Source organism: Nocardia sp. alder85J (assembly GCF_020176955.2).
Taxonomy (GTDB): domain Bacteria; phylum Actinomycetota; class Actinomycetes; order Mycobacteriales; family Mycobacteriaceae; genus Nocardia.
Genome location: NZ_JAIUCZ020000009.1, coordinates 71,753 through 88,741 on the forward strand (window position 1 = coordinate 71,753; position 16,989 = coordinate 88,741).

17 protein-coding genes and 2 pseudogenes are annotated in these 16,989 nt (G+C 67.4%); 10 read left to right on the forward strand and 9 right to left on the reverse strand.

The window, feature by feature from the left end; genetic code table 11:
- The first annotated feature begins 30 nt into the window (after positions 1 to 30).
- The 4 genes from LBW94_RS30625 to LBW94_RS30640 are packed head-to-tail and all read left to right on the forward strand — an operon-like array spanning position 31 to position 3,800.
- Entirely contained in the window at positions 31 to 840 is an 810-nt protein-coding gene (locus LBW94_RS30625; RefSeq protein ID WP_225058947.1) for an enoyl-CoA hydratase/isomerase family protein, read from the forward strand.
- A 33-nt stretch (positions 841 to 873) separates the two neighbouring features.
- Complete coding sequence (locus LBW94_RS30630; RefSeq protein WP_225058946.1) at positions 874 to 1,683, forward strand: enoyl-CoA hydratase/isomerase family protein; 810 nt, start codon at positions 874 to 876, stop codon at positions 1,681 to 1,683.
- Between the two features lie 6 nt (positions 1,684 to 1,689).
- Positions 1,690 to 2,781: a phosphotransferase family protein gene (locus LBW94_RS30635; protein ID WP_225058945.1), complete on the forward strand. Its 1,092-nt coding sequence runs from the start codon at positions 1,690 to 1,692 to the stop codon at positions 2,779 to 2,781.
- Positions 2,778 to 3,800 carry a hypothetical protein gene (locus LBW94_RS30640; RefSeq protein ID WP_225058944.1) on the forward strand — a complete coding sequence of 341 codons (1,023 nt, stop codon included), beginning with the start codon at positions 2,778 to 2,780 and terminating at the stop codon, positions 3,798 to 3,800. Before LBW94_RS30635 ends, LBW94_RS30640 begins: the two co-directional genes overlap by 4 nt.
- Before the next feature lie 88 nt (positions 3,801 to 3,888).
- On the opposite strand, the gene LBW94_RS30645 is transcribed toward LBW94_RS30640, so the two are convergent.
- From LBW94_RS30645 to LBW94_RS44490, 6 genes and pseudogenes are all read right to left on the reverse strand, one after another.
- Positions 3,889 to 4,788: an SDR family oxidoreductase gene (locus LBW94_RS30645; RefSeq protein ID WP_416276988.1), complete on the reverse strand. Its 900-nt coding sequence runs from the start codon at positions 4,786 to 4,788 to the stop codon at positions 3,889 to 3,891.
- Positions 4,789 to 4,823: 35 nt separating this feature from the next.
- On the reverse strand, positions 4,824 to 5,960 hold the full coding sequence (locus tag LBW94_RS30650; RefSeq protein WP_225058942.1) for an acyl-CoA dehydrogenase family protein: 1,137 nt from the start codon (positions 5,958 to 5,960) through the stop codon (positions 4,824 to 4,826).
- 1 nt (position 5,961) lies between these two features.
- Positions 5,962 to 6,756 (reverse strand): enoyl-CoA hydratase-related protein, encoded by a 795-nt coding sequence (locus LBW94_RS30655; protein ID WP_225058941.1) that lies wholly within the window; start codon positions 6,754 to 6,756, stop codon positions 5,962 to 5,964.
- Positions 6,757 to 7,345: 589 nt separating this feature from the next.
- Entirely contained in the window at positions 7,346 to 8,059 is a 714-nt protein-coding gene (locus tag LBW94_RS30660; protein ID WP_225058940.1) for an alpha/beta hydrolase, read from the reverse strand.
- Positions 8,056 to 8,619 carry an RNA polymerase sigma factor gene (locus LBW94_RS30665; RefSeq protein ID WP_225058939.1) on the reverse strand — a complete coding sequence of 188 codons (564 nt, stop codon included), beginning with the start codon at positions 8,617 to 8,619 and terminating at the stop codon, positions 8,056 to 8,058. Before LBW94_RS30665 ends, LBW94_RS30660 begins: the two co-directional genes overlap by 4 nt.
- A gap of 301 nt (positions 8,620 to 8,920) precedes the next feature.
- A pseudogene (locus tag LBW94_RS44490) lies at positions 8,921 to 9,779 on the reverse strand (helix-turn-helix transcriptional regulator).
- 170 nt (positions 9,780 to 9,949) lie between these two features.
- Between LBW94_RS44490 and LBW94_RS30675 the strand changes: the two are divergent.
- The 3 genes from LBW94_RS30675 (at position 9,950) to LBW94_RS44495 (ending at position 13,678) form a co-directional block, all read left to right on the forward strand.
- Positions 9,950 to 10,798, forward strand: coding sequence for an enoyl-CoA hydratase/isomerase family protein (locus LBW94_RS30675; protein WP_225058938.1), 849 nt, complete (start codon positions 9,950 to 9,952; stop codon positions 10,796 to 10,798).
- Positions 10,799 to 10,917: 119 nt separating this feature from the next.
- Positions 10,918 to 12,480, forward strand: a complete 1,563-nt coding sequence (locus LBW94_RS30680; protein WP_266272557.1) for a flavin-containing monooxygenase — start codon at positions 10,918 to 10,920, stop codon at positions 12,478 to 12,480.
- A gap of 250 nt (positions 12,481 to 12,730) precedes the next feature.
- On the forward strand, positions 12,731 to 13,678 hold the full coding sequence (locus tag LBW94_RS44495) for an AAA domain-containing protein (RefSeq protein ID WP_416276991.1): 948 nt from the start codon (positions 12,731 to 12,733) through the stop codon (positions 13,676 to 13,678).
- Between the two features lie 234 nt (positions 13,679 to 13,912).
- On the opposite strand, the pseudogene LBW94_RS44500 reads toward LBW94_RS44495, so the two are convergent.
- A pseudogene (locus LBW94_RS44500) lies at positions 13,913 to 14,053 on the reverse strand (DUF5994 family protein); the annotation flags it as partial.
- A gap of 66 nt (positions 14,054 to 14,119) precedes the next feature.
- On the reverse strand, positions 14,120 to 15,019 hold the full coding sequence (locus LBW94_RS30690; protein WP_225058936.1) for a phosphatidylinositol mannoside acyltransferase: 900 nt from the start codon (positions 15,017 to 15,019) through the stop codon (positions 14,120 to 14,122).
- Between the two features lie 160 nt (positions 15,020 to 15,179).
- Here LBW94_RS30690 and LBW94_RS30695 point away from each other — a divergent pair, with 160 nt between their 5' ends.
- Genes LBW94_RS30695 through LBW94_RS30705 form a run of 3 tightly spaced genes read left to right on the forward strand, consistent with a single transcriptional unit; the run spans position 15,180 to position 16,471 of the window.
- A complete protein-coding gene (locus LBW94_RS30695) occupies positions 15,180 to 15,587 on the forward strand; it encodes a hypothetical protein (RefSeq protein ID WP_225058935.1) in 408 nt (135 codons plus the stop codon).
- A gap of 55 nt (positions 15,588 to 15,642) precedes the next feature.
- The gene (locus LBW94_RS30700; RefSeq protein ID WP_225058934.1) at positions 15,643 to 15,903 is read left to right on the forward strand and encodes a hypothetical protein; all 261 of its coding nucleotides are present in this window, start codon (positions 15,643 to 15,645) and stop codon (positions 15,901 to 15,903) included.
- 25 nt (positions 15,904 to 15,928) lie between these two features.
- Positions 15,929 to 16,471 (forward strand): DUF5994 family protein, encoded by a 543-nt coding sequence (locus tag LBW94_RS30705; RefSeq protein ID WP_225058933.1) that lies wholly within the window; start codon positions 15,929 to 15,931, stop codon positions 16,469 to 16,471.
- A gap of 34 nt (positions 16,472 to 16,505) precedes the next feature.
- Here the strand turns inward: LBW94_RS30705 and LBW94_RS30710 are convergent, their stop codons facing one another.
- Positions 16,506 to 16,907, reverse strand: coding sequence for a DUF5994 family protein (locus tag LBW94_RS30710; RefSeq protein ID WP_255634514.1), 402 nt, complete (start codon positions 16,905 to 16,907; stop codon positions 16,506 to 16,508).
- Between the last annotated feature and the right edge of the window lie 82 nt (positions 16,908 to 16,989).

Sequence of the window (16,989 nt, forward strand, 5' to 3'; positions counted from 1 at the left end):
CCCACCTGGTCCACCTCGTTAGGAGCCCGGATGAAAACCCTGGAAGAACCGTTCGAAACCCTGCTCACCGAGCAGGTCCGGCCGGGCGTCGTCGTGGTCACGCTGAATCGGCCCGACCGCTACAACGCGATGACCGACACCATGTTCGTCGAACTCGAGCGTCTCGCCTGGGGGCTCGGGACCGAGGACGACTGCCGTGTGGTCGTCGTGACCGGCGCGGGGAAGGCGTTCTGTTCCGGATACGACCTGGCCGACGCCGACGCGCTGCCGAGTCTGGGCGCGCTGGGCATGCTGGATCAGCAGGAGCGCGCGGCGCGGGCGCTGAGCGCGATTCGCGCACTCCGGGTACCGGTCATCGCCGCGGTGAACGGCCCGGCCGCGGGCGGCGGCCTGGCCCTGGCGCTCGCCGCAGACATTCGCCTGGCCGGCCCCGCGGCGAAGTTCAATGCCGCCTTCGTGCGGATCGGCCTGTCCGCGGGCGATCTGGGCACTTCGTGGTTGCTGACCCGTCTGATCGGACCGGCGAAGACGAGCGAGATCTGTTTCACCGGAAGGATCGTCGACGCGGCGGAGGCGGCGGAGCTGGGCATCGTCAACGCGGTGGGCGACGGGGACGTCGTCTCCGACGCACTCGCGCTCGCGGACCTGATCGTCGCGAATTCGCCTGGCGGCGTGCAGTTGTCGAAGCGTGCCCTGCAAGCGAACCTCGAGGTCGGCTCCTACGCCGCGGCCCTCGAGCTGGAGAACCGGGGACAAGCCCTGCTGACCCGCAGCCCGGACATGACGGAGGCGCTGACCGCGTTCAAGGAGAAGCGTCCTCCCGTCTTCGAGGGCAAATAGCACAGCAGGACATCAGCGACGTGAGGCCGAGACATGATTGATTTTCCCGTTCTGGAGACGCTGACCTTCGAGGAGGTGGAGCCGGACATCGGTATTCTGCGCATCAACCGGCCAGACCGGTTGAACTCGCAGACCGTCACGATGTTCCACGAGTACCTGGCCGCCGGCCGGGCGCTACGGGACAGCGGGTTGCGCGCGCTCATCGTCACCGGTGCGGGCGAGCGGGCCTTCTGTGCCGGATTCGACATCGACGAGATCCAGGTGATCACCGAGATGGGGGTCCGGGAATTCCTCAAGTTCCAGGAGACCGCGACCGGCGGTATCCAGTCGATCCGGCATCTGCCGTTTCCGGTGATCGCCGCCATCCACGGCCCGGCGACCGGCGGCGGCATGGCGCTGGCACTCGCCGCCGACATCCGGCTCGCCGCACCGACTCTCAAGATGAGTGCCGCGTTCGTCAAGGTCGGGTTGTCGATGGGGGAACTCGGTACGTCGTACAACCTCACGCGCCTGGTCGGCCCGGCCCGCGCCGCCGAGATCGGTTACACCGCACGCATTGTCGAAGCGGAGGAAGCCCAGCGCATCGGACTGGTCAACCGCGTGGTGCCGTCGGAGCGACTGCTGGACGAGGCGCTCGGCATGGCATGGCAGATCGCGCAGAATTCGCCCGGCGGAGTGCGGATGTCCAAGCGTGCCATTCAGCGCAACACCGAGATCGGCTCGTACGCGGCGGCTCTCGAACTCGAGAATCGCGGTCAGGCACTGCTCACCCGGACCGACGACATGCCCGAAGCGCTGGCTGCCTTCAAGGAGAAGCGCACCCCACACTTCACCGGCCGGTGAGCCGAGATGAGCTGGGACTGGACTGCTGAGACTCGAAAAGCGCTGCAAGAGTTCTTGATCGGTCACGACATCCTGTCGGGACCGATCACGACCAGAGGTATCGGGGACGGGCACTCGAACCTGACCTTCCTGGTCACCGGTGGCGACACCAGCGTCGTCGTGCGCCGCCCGCCGCCTCCGCCGCTTCCCCCGGGCGCCAACGACATGCTCCGGGAAGCGACACTGCTGACGGCACTGCACTCGACCGCGGTACCGGTACCGGAAGTTCTCGCCGTCGCCCAGGCGGGCGAGGTGCTGGACGTGCCGTTCTACGTGATGAGCTTCGCCCCGGGTCCCGTGGTGACCGCGCGCACCCCGGCACCGCTGGACACACCCGATCAGCGTCGATCGATCGGCTACAGCATGATCGACACGCTCGCTGACCTGCACGAAGTGGATTGGCGCGCAGTCGGACTCGAACGACTCGGCCGGCCCGAGGGCTTCAATGCCAGGCATCTGGATCGGATGCGCCGGCTCGTCGCGGACGAACAGGGGGCTCCGCCGCCCGACTTCGCCGATGTCGACGCGTGGCTGGCGGCGAATACGCCACCGGAATCGGATGCGGCGCTTGTTCATTGCGATTTCCGGATCGGCAACGTCGTACTCGCGCCGGATGCCCCGGGCCGCATTCGGGCGGTGCTCGACTGGGAACTGGCGACGATCGGCGATCCGCTGCTGGACGTCGGTTACCTGCTGGCGACGGTGCCGGAACCGGGGCGGTCGATGAATCCGACCGCCGAACTCGGCGCCGCGCTGCTCGAGGACGGGTATCCGTCGAAAGACGAACTCGTGCAACGGTATCGCGACCGGACCGGACGAGATCTGAAAGACCTCGCCTGGTACACGACACTCGCGCTGTGGAAACTGGCCGTCCTGTACGAATACAGCCGCCGCCGCGTACTCGACGGGATCGGTGATCCCTATTACTCCGACCCCGCGCTGGTACAGCGCTTTCTCGAGGACGCCCGGCGTGCGGCCGGATCGGCGGCCGCCGACGCGACCCGTCGACAGTCGCGCGATTCGACGCGTCACGCCTGCCCCCACAAGGAGTTTCGATGACAAGCACATCCGGTGGCATCTTTCACGATCCGCTGGTCGGACCGGAGATCATCGATCTACCGAACGGGTTCTTCGATCGCCTGATGTTCAACCTGCATCCGGTGGACACCCTCGAGCCCTCGGTGATCATGGGCTTCGGTATCTACCCGGCCCGGGACACCGCCGACGGGTTCGTGGTCGTGAGCGGCGCCGGCGAGCAGCGCAACCTGCGCTTCTCCACGCTGCTGAGCGCGACGGATCGCGACGGCGCCGGGCCCTTCCGCTTCGAGGTGGTGGAGCCGAATCGACTCTGGCGGCTTCGTTTGGGCCCCAACGAGATCGGCACCGAATTCGATTTGGGCTGGCGTGCGCGGACTCCGGCGTGGTCCGGTTCGGTGGCGGTCGCGAACACCTCCGCCGAGCACACCTCGTTCGACCACCTCTTCCAGTCCGGCCGGTACGAGGGGACACTGCGGATCGACGGCCGGCGCTACGACGTGGACGGCTGGTACGGGCAGCGTGACCGCTCCCGCGGCGTGCGCACCATGTCGGGGGGCCAGGGCTTGCACGTCTGGTACCAGGCTCAGTTCCCGGACTTCTCGATCGGCTTCCTGCTCGTGGAAACCCGTGCGCAGGAAAGGATTCTGCTGGAAGGGGCCGTCATGCACGAGAGCGGCGTCCTGGACCCGATCACGGATGTCCGGCACGCCCTGGTCTTCACCCCCGATCTGGATCTGGTCGAGGGGGATGTCGTGGTCGAGACGGCCGCGGGGCAGCGGTACGTCGTCCATGCCGACGGCCGCGCGGGCGGAGGTTATATGGCGGGCGCCGGTTACGGTGGCCACCACGGTGTTTCGGCGGGGGCCGATCGCATCGAATCCGATCGTTATCCGCTCGACGGTTCGGTGTCGCCGCGTGCGCTGGATTCGGCGCTGACCGATCGGCTGTGCGCATTCACCCTCGGCGATGTACGCGGCTCGGGGATCCTTGAATTCGCCTCGACCCGCAGCAGCAGGTACCGGTATCGCCCGACGCTCTGATCGCAGTTTACGCCACGACGGAGAAAACCGGAGAGGGTGCGCATCTTGTGGATGCGCACCCTCTCTCGTTCGGTGCAGGCGGTGGGTTTCACACGCTTCGCTGAGCCTTGCTGGACTCGGAGGCGGCCTTGCTCGTTTCCTTGATCTGCTGCCAATCGGCGTCGGTCAGGCTCGTCAGGCCCGCGAATGTGCCGGGGCCGGCCAGCATCTGCCCGCCGTCCATGGCGATGGTCTGGCCGGTCAGATAGTCGCACGCGCCCGACAGCAGAAACATCGTCAGGTTGGCCAGTTCCTCGATCGTTCCGGGGCGCCCGGCCGGGATCTGATCGGCCTGGGTGGCGCCGACCGAGGATTTGTCGGTGGGATTGAGCATCTCCCAGGCGTAATCGGTGGGGATGGGCCCGGGGGCGAGGGCGTTCACCCGAATCCCGTACTTCGCCCATTCCACGGCCAGCGACATCGTCATCGAATGCACCGCGGCCTTGGCCATGGCGGACGGGACGACGAAAGCGGACCCCGTCCATACCCACGTGGTAAGCGTCGACAGGACGGAGCCGGGCAGCCCCTCGGCGATCCAGCGCTTGCCCGCGGCGTGGGTGGTGTGGAAGGAGCCGTTCATCACGGTGCTCGTGATCGCCTGGAACGCACGAGGACTCAGGTCCTTGGTCTGCGCGATGAAGTTGGCTGCCGCATTGTTCACCACACCCGTCAGCGGGCCGTACTCGGACCAGATCCGGTCCATCGTGGCGTCGACGTTCTCGTAGTCTCGCACGTCCACGGTATGATAATGCACCGATCCGGGCCGGGCGGCGGATGCCTCGGCCGCCGCCTCGGCGAGGACCGCCGCACGCCGTCCCCACAGATGCACCTCGGCTCCGTGCTCCACGAGGTGCCGCGCCACACCGCGGCCGAGCCCGGTGCCACCGCCGGTGATCAGAATTCGCTTCCCGGACAACAGCGTCGGCGAGAAGATCGTGTCGGTCATCATGCCCCTCGTAGCTCGATGGTTGTTCGGCGATCCGCTCACAAGCCGATGTGTTTGGCGATGATCTCGCGCTGAATTTCGTTGGCACCACCGTAGATCGGCGGTGCCAGGGCGCGCCGCACCTGGCCCTCCATACCGTATTCGCGGGCATAGCCGTAGCCGCCCATCATCTGCATCGCTTCCAGGGTCGCGTTCTTGGCGACCTCGGTGCACCGCATCTTCGCCATCGCGCTCTCCCGGGCGAGATCGTCTTCCAGCCCCGCGTCGATCTTCGTCGCCACGTCGTAGACGAACGTGCGCGCCAGTTCGACATCGGTGGCGAGGTCGGCGAGGCGATGCCGAAGGGCCTGGAAGCTGGCGAGGGGACGGCCGAACTGCTCGCGTTCCCGCGCGTACGCGACCACATCGTCTAGGGCGCGCCGGGCACCGCCGATGCTCATCGCGGCGATGATCAGACGCTCGATGGACAGTCCGCGCATGAGCTGTTTCCACCCGTTGCGCGCCTCGCCCACCACCGCGGACACCGGGACCTCGACATCGCTGAAGAACACGTCGTTGCAGGTGTGCGCTTCCATCGTCTCGATGGCGCGGATCGTCAGACCGGGTGCATCGGCCGGCACCATGAGCAGTGTCATGCCCTGATGCTTGGTGCCGGAACCGTCCTCGCGGGCCAGGACGAGGATGTGCTGCGCCACGTGCGCCGCGGAGATCCACGTCTTCTGGCCGTTGATCAGGTAGCGGTCCCCGTCGAGGCGGGCGCTGACCCGCAGTCCGGCGAGGTCCGATCCCGCGCCCGGCTCGCTGAGCGCGATCGCCTCGAGGCGCCCGGCGGTGAGATTGGCGACGATCGTCTTCTTCTGCTCGTCGGTGCCCCAGCGCAGGTACGTCTGCGCCGCGGTGAGACCCGTGGAGTAACCCGTGATGGGCGCCAAGCCGCGGGCGGACTCCTCGAGGAAGATGCACTCGTCGACGAATCCGGCCCCGCCGCCGCCGAACTGCGCGGGCAGCGAAACTCCCAGCCACCCGTTGCGGGCCATATCGGCCAGTACCTGGGGACTGTTGGACAAAGTCCCGCCCTCGGTCACCGCATCACGTTGCGCGACTGTCGCGAGCCGGCTGCGGCAGTACCCGGAGACTGCCGCCGCGAACTCGCGCTGTTCTACCGAGAACTGCATCTCACTTCCCTCGGAACGGCGTGAAATCGGGCTTGCGCTTCTCGTTGAAGGCGTTGATACCCTCCTGCGCTTCCGGAGTCTCACCGAACATCGCCAGTGTCGAGTAGGCCATGTTGCCGATGCTGACGAAGTGCTCGGTGTCGGTGTTCATCGACTGCTTGAGGACCTTCAGCGCCGTGGGAGAGAAGTCGAGCATCTGATCGGCCCAGGCACGCACCTCCGCCTCGAGCTCGGCAGCGGGAACGACCTTGTTGACCAGGCCCCACTCCAGGGCCTCCTGCGCCGACAGCCGGCGGAGCATGAACCAGATCTCTCGGGCCCGCTTCTCTCCGACGACGCGGGCCAGATAGCCGGAGCCGAGGCCGGCGTCGAAGGAGCCGACCCGCGGACCGTTCTGCCCGAACTGCGCGGTGTCCGCGGCGATCGTCAGGTCGCACAGCACGTGCAGTACATGGCCGCCGCCGATCGCGAGGCCGTTGACCGCCGCGATGACCGGCTTGGGAGTGTCGCGGATGACGCGGTGCAGGGCCTCGACCTCGAACAATCCGCTCGCCGACGGCCCGTAGTCGCCGGTTTCCATCCGCTGCTTCTGGTCGCCGCCCGCGCAGAACGCCTTGTCGCCGGCGCCGGTCAGAGCGATGACCCCCACCTCACCGCTCGCCCAGGCGCGTTTGAAGGCCATGACCAGTTCGTCGACCGTCTGGGCGCGGAAGGCGTTGTAGCGCTCCGGGCGGTTGATGGTGATCCATGCCAGTCCGTTGTCCACCTTGTAGGTGATATCGGTGAATTCGGTCATCAGACTCCGGTGTCCTTCCGTGCGGTGCGGGGGTCGATGTTGTGGTCATTAGGACTGACCATTTGCACAACAGTAACGTTAGACGAGTCCTGCGTGCAAGAGTGCAAGGTGTGTGCGGGTATTCGCGGGCATGCTGGCCTCGGCGAAGCGCAGGCCGGACGGCCGTGGCATGAGAGGAGCTGTGGTCATACCATTGTAATCATTTTCGATACAGTATATCTTCCCGTTGCGGGCAGTCCGTCCCCGGCGCGACGACCGTGCCGGGGCGGATTCTCGGGGGCTGGTCGAGATGGCATCGGGGTCGGGTACCAGGTCGGGACTGGAGACGCCTCGCAGCAGACATCCCCGGGATCGGGAAGAGAAGCGTGCGGAGATCGTGGTGGACCGGCAGCGTGATGGCCTCACGGTTGCCGAGGTACGACCCGCGACCCCAGGCCGATGTCAGATCCACCGGGTGTGCGAGCCGGTTATCGGTGGATGCGGGTCGCCGCGTGTCCGGCGTGTGGAGTCGGCAGTCGGTCGCCCCGCTGACCAGCACCAAGATCGGCAAGCCCGTCGCGCTGATCACCGGTGGCGACCGGCCGCACGCTCAGCCTGCCGGGGCGGCGAGCCTGGCGAGTAGTTCGACGGTGTCGGCCTCGTGGGAGGCGAAGGCACCGTGATCGCTGTTCCATGTGATGGTGTGCGTGGCGCGAGTGCCGAAGCGGCGCTGCAGATCCGGATGAACGGCGCGATCATCGGTGCACAGTACGTAGCTGCTGGGCCGGGCATGCCAGGCCGCGGTGGTGGTCGCTTCGTAACCGGGCGCCATCACCTGTGGGACGAGCTTCGTGACGTGTTCGGCGCGGCTGTCCGCGTCGAGTTGGGCATGGAACAGGGGCCCGGCCCGCTCCGGATCGATGGTGGTGATGCCGGTGAAATCGCCGACGATGCACGCGCGCAGATCGCTGGGTGGCGCACCGGCGAGCAGGCCCATACTGGTTTCGCCGATATCCGGCATCATCGCCGCCAGATACACCAGATGAGCGATCCTGCCCGCGGGCAGACCGGTGATGACCGCGCCGCCATAGGAATGACCGCACGCGATGGCGGGGCCGGATCCCGCCAGCTCGTCCAGCGCGGCCTCGGCGGCGGCGATATCGCCCGCCAGCGATCCGCGATGCAGTTCGGCGACGGCCACGGGGATACCGCGTGCTCGCAGTCCTGCCGCGACGCCGTCCCATGCCGTGCCGGTATGCCAGGCGCCGTGCACCAGCAGCACCCCCGAGGGTGCGGTTTCGGGTGACGAAGTGTCGGTATTCACGGCAGTGAGCTCCCATCGGCAGTGAGCAGCTGGGCTCGCACGGTGGCGCGAGCGCGGTGCAGGCGTGACTTCATGGCCGCGGTGCTCAACCCGAGGGCAGCGGCGACGGTGCGGCCCGGCAGGCCCTGAATGTCGCGCATGATCAGCACCCTGCGGTGGTCGGCGGGCAGCGCGGCCACGGCGGCGGCCACGCGCTCGATCTCCAGCCGATTCAGCACAACGTCCTCGGCGGCCGGTCCGGCGGGCTCGGGGATCAGCTCCTGGAGGTGGAGGCGGGCCAAGGCCCTTGTGCGGCGCAGGCATTCGTTGCGCACGATGCGGAACATCCAGGATGCGAGCGCGGCAGCCGCCCGCAGCGTCCCGATCTTGCGGAACAGGACGATCATCGCCTCCTGTGCGGCGTCCTCCGCGTCCTGACTCGTCGCGCACAGCGCGAAGGCGAACCGGCGAACATGCGGATACGCGCCGGAGACCAGCACGGCAATGGATGCCTCGTCGCCCTGCTGCGCCGCCGTGACGATGCGATCGCCCGGCCAGGACGTTCGTGTGAAATCAGCCATGCCTGTTCGACCTCCTGCGCAGCCGCACGAACACCACGCAGCTACCCAGTGACACTGCCGCGACCACCGCGGCGGCGACAACCACCATCATCGGACCTCCTTCGACCTCGGCCTCGCGGCCGTCCGAGGATAGGAGGCGTGGGCCCCGAAAAGGATTCGGCCGGTTCACGGTTCACGGTTCACGCCGGACAGCGGAACGCGGCACCACACCGCACTCGCGACCAAATCCTTGGACGTCCACCCCGCTGGAGGAGCACGGCGGCTGTGCGTCTCGGACGTCCGGTAGCCGGCTGCTGCTCTCTCACTCGGTGGCGACCGTGAATTTCTCGAGGCCCAGCACCTTCAGTAAGGCGAGTTTCTCCTCGTCCTCGGTGCCCGGGGTGGCGGTGAAGATGAGCAGTGACTGCCCCTGGTCCGGTTCGAGCAGAAGCTGGCAGTAGAGGTCCAGCCGGCCGATCTCGGGGTGGACGAATCGTTTGGTGTCGCTCCAGTGGAGGCCCACCTCGTGGAGCTCCCACAAGCGGGTGAACTCTTCGTTCGTGTCGTGCAGGAATTCGACGAGATCCGCTGCCGGTGAGCCGGGCCCGTCGCGGGTGACCGCCGCGCGGAGTTGCGCCACGTTGACGCGGCTGTTCTTGTCGTGATCGTCGGGGTGGTATCGCGCACGGGCGGTCGGATCGGTGAACCAGCGGAAGGGGCGCTGCGCGCGCGGCCGGTGTAGTGCGTCTGTTCGCCCAGCAGGCCACTGCGGGCGGGGTCTGTAGCAATGTTTCGCCTGTCGGGCCAATGACTTGGGCCGGGGTGTCGAAGAGGCCGTCCATCACGAGCATCAATCCAGGGCTCACGTGCTGAACCCGCAGGTGGCGGGGAGCTTTGCGATAACCCGCCAGCAGGAACAGGTGATCGCGTTCGTGCGGGGTGAGCCGCAGGCCACGCGCGATGGCCGCGAGCATGCTCTCCGAGGGTTGCGGCCCGTCGCCGCGTTCCAGTCGGGCGAAGTAGTCGGCGGACATGTTGCACAGCTCCGCCATCTCTTCGCGTCGCAGTCCCGGGGCACGCCGCCGCGGCTTACGCCGCAGCCCGACATCTTCCGGTTGCAGAGATGCTCGCCGAGTCCGCAGGAAGGCGCCGAGAGACGAGCTGTCGAACCTACGATCCATGGTTTGCATTTTCGTCCGTCCGGCGCTGCTCAGCCGCGACCTCTCAGTCAGTGGTCGCGCGGGTCCTTCCTCGGTCGGGGCAGTGGCGCGTCTACTGATGTTCGACATCGGAAATGCCCAGCGGCAGTGGTGAAGTCGGCGAGGGGCCGACGCAGCGAAGGGAACGGCACGTGGTCAAGCGCTCGAGGTTCGCCGAGTACAAGGACCGGTACCCGAACTACCGGTTCGAGCTGAGCGAGGAGGGCATCCTGCTCATGCAGTGCCACACCGACGGCGGCAGCCTGGTGTGGGACTGGCGGGCACACGACGACATGGCGGACGCGTTCGCCGACGTCGCCGGGGACCGCGAGATCAAGGTGCTCATCCACGTCGGCACCGGGGTGAACTACAACGCCGACTGGGGCCGCCTGCCCAACGGTGAGTACCCGGAAAAGCCGGTCTACGACGCGATGCCCGGTGTCCGCAGATTACACAAGCTCGACGAGAAGGCTTGGTACAGCCGCAGACTCACGTCGAACGTGCTCGATGTCGACGTGCCGATGATCAGCGTCGTCAACGGGCCGTGCAACGTCCACTCCGAGGTTCCGCTCATGGGTGACATCGTGCTGGCGTCGCAGGACGCGTACTTCCAGGACGCTGCGCACTTCCCGCGCGGTCTGGTGCCCGGCGACGGACAGCACGTGATCTGGCCCTTACTGGTCGGCCACAATCGCGCCCGCTACATGCTGCTGACGGGCAAGAAGCTGACGGCGCAGGAGGCGCTGGAGTGGGGCGCGGTCGCCGAGGTGCACGCCAAGGACGCCGTCCTCGACCGGGCGTGGGAGCTCGCCCGCGATCTCGCCAAGCGGCCTCACCTGGTGCTGCGCTACACCCGGCAACTGTTCACCCAGAACCTCAAGCGCGCCTTCCTCGACGAACTCGGCCACGGCCTCGAGACCTACGCGCAGCAGGAATTCTTCCCCTTCGGCGGCGGTATGGAGCCGCTCGACCGGGCGTGGGACAACAGTCCCTGGACCTGAGAGAAGACAGGTGTCCGGGGGATGAGCACAGAGCGGTGCGCAGACCGACCACCCATCACGGCGCGTTCCGACGCGCCCGCGCGGAGCTGGCGTACGGCCCATTGCGACAGGAGATATTCGTGGGGGAGACATTTGTGGCCACACATGCTACGGCTGCCGGCGGTACCGATCCGGCAATCGATGCCGATGTGCTGGTGGTAGGGGCCGGGGTGACCGGTATCTATCAGTTGTATCTGGCTCGGGAGGCAGGTTTCTCGGTGCTGATGCTGGAGGCGGGTGCCGGGGTCGGTGGTACATGGTACTGGAACCGGTATCCGGGGTCGCGGTACGACTCCGAGAGCTATACCTACGGTTACTTCTTCTCCAGGGAATTGTTCAACGACTGGACGTGGCCGGAGGTGTTCACCGGGCAGGCCGAGAGCGAGCGGTATTTCAACCACGTGGTGGACCGGTTCGATCTGCGGCGGCACATCCGGTTCGACGCGCGGGTCGTCGCGGAGGACTGGGACGAGGGGACCGGGTCGTGGACTGTGCGCACAGCGGACGGTTCGGAGGTCCGGGCGCGATTCGTGGTGAACGCGACGGGGGTGCTGTCGGCCCCGGTCTATCCGCAGGTGCCCGGGCGGGAGGACTTCCGGGGCATCGCGCACCACACCGGGTTGTGGCCCGAGGAGCCGGTGGAATTCGCGGGCAAGCGGGTGGCGGTGGTGGGCACCGGTTCCAGCGGGGTGCAGGTCATCCCGGCGATCGCCGACGAGGTCGCGTCGCTGACGGTGTATCAGCGGACACCGAATTGGTGTGTGCCACTCAACAACCGGGTCATCCCCGCCGAGGAACAGGCCCGGATCAAGGCCGACTTCGAGCGTATCCGCGAGATCGTCACCGACAACGACACCGGATTCCTGCATGTCCCGCACGATCGGGCGACATTCGACGACACCAGGGAACAGCGGTGGGCGTTCTACGAGACGATTTGGCGCGCACCGGGTTTCGCCAAGCTGACCACGAATTACACCGACCTGTTCACCGACCGGGACGCGAACGCGGAGTGGTGCGCGTTCCTGGAGGAGAAGTACCGCGGCATCGTGCAGGACCCGGCGACGGTCGAAAAGCTGATCCCGCGGGACCACCTCTACGCCGGCAAACGCCCGCCGTTCGTGACCGGCTACCTCGAGACGTTCAATCGGCCCGACGTGGACCTGGTGGACCTCCGGGAGACGCCGCTGCCGCGGCCGATGACATTCGGGCGCGGCACGACGTCCAGGTCCGTACCGTCGTGCTCGATCTCAGCATCTCCAGTGCCCTGGCAGAACTCTCGGAAGCCACCGGCGACCTGGACGTCGGGCTGTTCGTCTACAACGCCGGCAGCGACGACGGCGCCGGCCTCGCCGCCTACGGAGCCACGAAGGCCTTCGACCTCATCCTTGCCGAAGCACAGTGGGCCGAGTGGCGCGGCAGCGGCGTGGACGTGCTCGCGCTCGGCAGCACCGACACACCGTCGCTGCGCCGGAAGCTCGACGTGGCAGGCCGGCCACACGGCGATCTCGCCGATCCCGCCGACGTCGCCCGGAAAGCGCTCGACCACCTCGCCGACGGGCCCACCTGGATCTACGGCAGCGCCGATCCCGACGTCGGTTCGCCCGTCGGCTCTCTCAGCCGCCGCGACGCGGTACTCGAGATGAGCCGCGCGGCCGGGCAAGCGCCACGCGCCGGCCACCGAGGGGAGTAACGCGTCGCGGCCGACTGAGGCCACCGGAATTCGGGGTGGTTGGGTTCGCGTCCTTGCGGTCGGTTCGACGGGAGTGTCGTGTTCGCGGATACCCTATCGAACCTGAATACTGTGTCACAGCAAGGACTTTCCTCGGCCGGCGTTGCTCTTGTCGGGTCGCGGCGCTGGGCTGACCGAAGTCGCCCCCCGCGGAGATCGCGCGCATCGGGTCGGCGCGTGAACAGGCGGAATCCGTAAAGAATCGGCGGACTGTCGACCTGGATCGGGCCGCCGGCGAGCTGCGTGCGCTGCGCCACGAACTCGAACTGACGAAAGGCGCAGTGGACCGGGTCGAGTCGGCACGCCGCCGGGGCTTGCCGAGTAAGCTCGCCGAGCTCGAATTGCTGCGCACCACTGCGGAAACCGGCAGCCGCAATATCGAGGCGTTGCGGAAACGACATCAGGAACTGGAGGAGAGGTATCGGGCACTCGCGCAAGATGCACAGGGAGAGATCATTCGTGCCGCACGGCTGGTTGCCACGACACTCGCTCGGTCCCGGACCAATCCCGCCGTCGCCGCAGGGCCGTACGACGTGGTGCTGGTCGACGAGGTAGGTGCGGCTCCACTTCCCCGATGTTCTGCTGGCCGTGGCGTCGGCCGGACGTACCGTCGTGCTGCTCGGCGACTTCATGCAGTTGGGTCCTGTTCCGCCGCAGGCACTTCGGAGCAGCGATCGCCCGGATATCCAGCGGTGGTTGCTTACCGAAGTGTTCGACCACTGCCGGATCGACTCCGCTCGGGCGGCCCGGGACGATCCTGGCTGTATCGTGCTCGACGGATCGTCGTCATCGACAGCCGCCCGGTGATCCTGGGCAGTCTGAACCCGTTGTCGCAGAGCAGCACTCGCGAGGTGATGCTGACCATCCGCGGCGCCCACTTCGCCGGCAAGATCCTCGGGGAACAGCATGCCGGGCCCTTCTCCCAGCCGCCCGACTGTGGTGGATGCCGGAAAAAGGAGGTGGACCTCAAACGTCGGAAGAACGGGGCCTGGTACTGGCGATGCCGCAACCCCCAGTGCCCGGCGCGCAACGGGAACCGCGCTTGGACCACGGATGCGAAGGTTGGGACAACGGGATCCGCCGCATCGGGCAAACACCGGAAAGGTCAGTGACCAGAGTGATCGGCTGTGGGCCCGGTGGCCCTCGAAGCACTGTGGACTGTTCATCGGCGAGGAGATGAATCCCCTGGTGGCGGCCGCCATCTCCGCGGGCGGGATGTGCCCGCAGTATTGGTAGCGGTGCCGGTGGCTGAACCGATCAACCCATTCAGCGGTGACGAATTCGAGGGGCGTTGCCGAAACTCGATTGGAGGGTGCCCGGTCGCGGGGCCGCACCGGGAGCTCGCTCGCGAGGTCGTCGCCGTAAGGCCACCACGCCCCGTCGACATGGCCGACTTTCCTCCGCTGTGCCTTCAGTCGCACCCGCGCCGGGTGGTCCTGGGGCACGGTGGCCGCGCCGGTCCCGGGGCGACTTTCGTATTGCGTCATGGCGACGCTCCTGACTCGGCCGCGAATCGGCCGGATACCGGCGCTCGGCCGGTACCGCCCGCAGCGTTATGCGACAGTGCCGCGTTCCGGGCGATTATGGAGATCGGCTGTCCACAGCGGCTGAAACATGTGCCAGTCGGCGGGGTGGGCGGCGATGCCTGCGGCGAACCGATCGGCGAGGGTCTGGGTGGTCTGCCGGATGCCGTGGGTGGTGTCGACCGGTGCGTCGATGTGGAAGCCCCAGCCGGTCGGCGTGAACCAGCACCGGACGGGCAGCAGCGGTGCGCCGGTGTCGATGGCCAGCCGTGCCGGGCCGGACGGCATCCGGGCCGGTTCCCCGAAGAAGGTGACCGGCACCCCGGCGCTGGACGGGTCGCGTTCGCCGAGCAGGCCGACGACCCGGCCCCGGTGAAGCCGGTCGATCAGGGTCGGGAAGGGTGGTGTGGCGTCGCCGGTGCGGGCGATGATTTCGAAGCCGAGTCCTTCGCGGAAGCGCACGAAGCGCCGGAACAGCGACTCGGGGGCGAGCCGTTCGGCGACGACGGTCGGTCGCCCGATGCGCTGGACGACCCAGATTCCGGCGAGATCCCAGTTTCCGCTGTGCGGGAGCGCCAGCACCGCACCGGTACCGCGGTCGACCGCGTCCCGGATGTGCTCGAGACCGGTCGCCGAACCCTCGATGGTGTCGGCCAGGCGGGCCGGATCCATCCGCGGCAGCCGGAACGCCTCACGCCAATAGCGGGCGTAGGAGCGCAGGCTCGCTCGCACGAGTCCGGCCGGGACCCGGTCGGGCGTCGTGTCCAGCACCCGGGACAGGTTGCGCCGCAGTTGCTGGTGTTCGCTGCGGCGGGCCGCGCGGTCGGCGGCCGCGTCGAACAGGCGAACGGCCGACCGCTCGGGCAGGAGCCGGATCAGCTGCCACCCGGCCGCATAGCCGAGGTCATGGGCACGACCGGTCGTGGTCACCGATCAATGGTCCCTCCGCTCCTCCGTCAGCGACGCTCCGGGGTATTGCTGTCGGCAGCATCGGCCGTCGGAGCAGGGAAAATTAAGTAGACCTACAGCGTTGACATACGGCGTTGGCAAGCGTGTACTGAGAGGAAACAACAGATCGGAGAGGATTCCCATGATCGTCATCATCGGACTCGTCGTCCTCATCGCCGCCGTCCTCATCGGAATCGCGGGAGTCTTCGCCAACGGCGGAACCAACCACGCATTGACCGACAACTTCTCGCTGTTCGGCTATCACGTCACCGGCTCCACCGGGGTGTTGTTCCTCTACGGCATCGCCGTCGGCGGCATCGGTATCGCCGGGCTCGCGCTACTGCTCGCCGGTGCCCGTCGCACCGCCCGCCGGGGCCGTGCCGCCCGCCAGGATCTCCGGGATCGGGACCTCCGCGACGCCGAATACGGCCGCCGGACCGTCCCCGCCCGCGCGGACACCCGCACCACCGAGGTCGTCACCGACACTTCCGGCGGTGCGGCCGAGCCGGTGAGCCGGCGGCACGCCGTTCCGTCACACCGCGATCGATGACTCGCGCGCACTTCAGCAGAGCCCTCAATTCGAACGATGTGGAGAACGAAAAGCTATGAGAACCTATGCGAGCGACAGTCGGAGGCTTCGTCCCGTGCGTCGCTCCGGAGCGGCCGGCATCGTCGGAATTCTGGTGTTGGCCTGGTTGATCATCGGTGTTGTCGCCGGTGCTCAGCGGCATTATTACACCAGTGCGCCGACCACCTGCGCGACCGCTGGGACCATTGCGGTCACGATCATCGCCGGCCCGCTCAACTACCTCGGTATGCACCCGACTGTGGGTACCTGCCACCTCAATGTGCCCCAGCCCAGCTGATCACCGGCAGAAAGAAGTAGTCGTCATGACCATCGAAACGCTTCCGGCCGATACCGGCCGTGACCCCCCGTCCGCAACCGGTGCACGGGTTCGGCGCCGGTCGGGCGCACCCGGCTCGGGACATCTCGACGGTGCGTGGTGGCCTCGCAGCGACGATCTCACCGTCGAGGCCGCCGAGCTGCTCGCCTTCCTGGAGCCACAGCTCGGGACCATTCATCGGATCACCTACCATCTCCTCGAATGGTCCACCACGCCAAGGGGATTCATCACCGATGGGCGCCGGGTCCGGCTCGACGGATACCGGTTCAAACCGGCGCATACCGTCGACGTCCTCGCCGTCGGCGGGGGTCGGATGATTCTGCTGGTCGTCCCGCCGGACACCGCACGCGAGGTGGCGGAAGCCGTCATGACCGCCGCCACCTCCTCGTCGGCGGATTCGTCCACGGCCGCCGAACTGCTGGCCGCCGCCACCCGAGCGCGCAGCGACGACTCGGAAAACGCAGCCGCGCAACAGATGTGGGCCTCCGAGGGCGGCACTGTGCCCGGCGACATCCGCTCGGTCCGCTGAGCGGTGCCGGGTTGCTCGGTCCGCGATTCGCGATCTACTCGGTCGACCGGGTTGCGACTCGCGGTACCGGCTGGGCAACAGGGGGCGCCGCCGGGTCGCGGGCGACCATCGTCATCAGGGCGGAGTGCGCGGTGTCGCGGTCGGTGTTCGCGGTGATCACGCGGAGCACGATGACGTGACCTGCGCTGCCGTAGACGTACATGGTGTTGCCGAGCTCGAACGAGTAGGCGTCCAGGGGGACCGTCCGGTCGCCGAGCATCAGCTGCCGGGGGACGTGTGACCAGCTCGCCCTGTCGTAGACCACACGCTGCACGGTTCCCAGCCGCACCGACAGGACCGCCAGCAGATCCGGCAGCTCGGCGGTCAGTTTGCCCGACCGGGGCCACCATGCGCCATCGAGGTAGCCGGTGCTGTCCGCCTTCGGCTTCAGCCGCAATCGGGGAGTGCAGTCCGGTGGAACGCGATGCCGGGCCGAGCGGTGATGAATCTGTAGTGGCGCCATCGGAATGCTCCTGTTC

Coding starts and splice junctions, on each gene's coding strand:
- LBW94_RS30650 (WP_225058942.1), bottom strand. CDS start 5,960: ATGCAGTTCTCGGTAGAACAGCGCGAGTTCGCGGCGGCAGTCTCCGGG.
- LBW94_RS30630 (WP_225058946.1), top strand. CDS start 874: ATGATTGATTTTCCCGTTCTGGAGACGCTGACCTTCGAGGAGGTGGAG.
- LBW94_RS30695 (WP_225058935.1), top strand. CDS start 15,180: ATGATCGTCATCATCGGACTCGTCGTCCTCATCGCCGCCGTCCTCATC.
- LBW94_RS30665 (WP_225058939.1), bottom strand. CDS start 8,619: ATGGCTGATTTCACACGAACGTCCTGGCCGGGCGATCGCATCGTCACG.
- LBW94_RS30645 (WP_416276988.1), bottom strand. CDS start 4,788: ATGATGACCGACACGATCTTCTCGCCGACGCTGTTGTCCGGGAAGCGA.
- LBW94_RS30625 (WP_225058947.1), top strand. CDS start 31: ATGAAAACCCTGGAAGAACCGTTCGAAACCCTGCTCACCGAGCAGGTC.
- LBW94_RS30640 (WP_225058944.1), top strand. CDS start 2,778: ATGACAAGCACATCCGGTGGCATCTTTCACGATCCGCTGGTCGGACCG.
- LBW94_RS30700 (WP_225058934.1), top strand. CDS start 15,643: ATGAGAACCTATGCGAGCGACAGTCGGAGGCTTCGTCCCGTGCGTCGC.
- LBW94_RS30655 (WP_225058941.1), bottom strand. CDS start 6,756: ATGACCGAATTCACCGATATCACCTACAAGGTGGACAACGGACTGGCA.
- LBW94_RS30635 (WP_225058945.1), top strand. CDS start 1,690: ATGAGCTGGGACTGGACTGCTGAGACTCGAAAAGCGCTGCAAGAGTTC.
- LBW94_RS30705 (WP_225058933.1), top strand. CDS start 15,929: ATGACCATCGAAACGCTTCCGGCCGATACCGGCCGTGACCCCCCGTCC.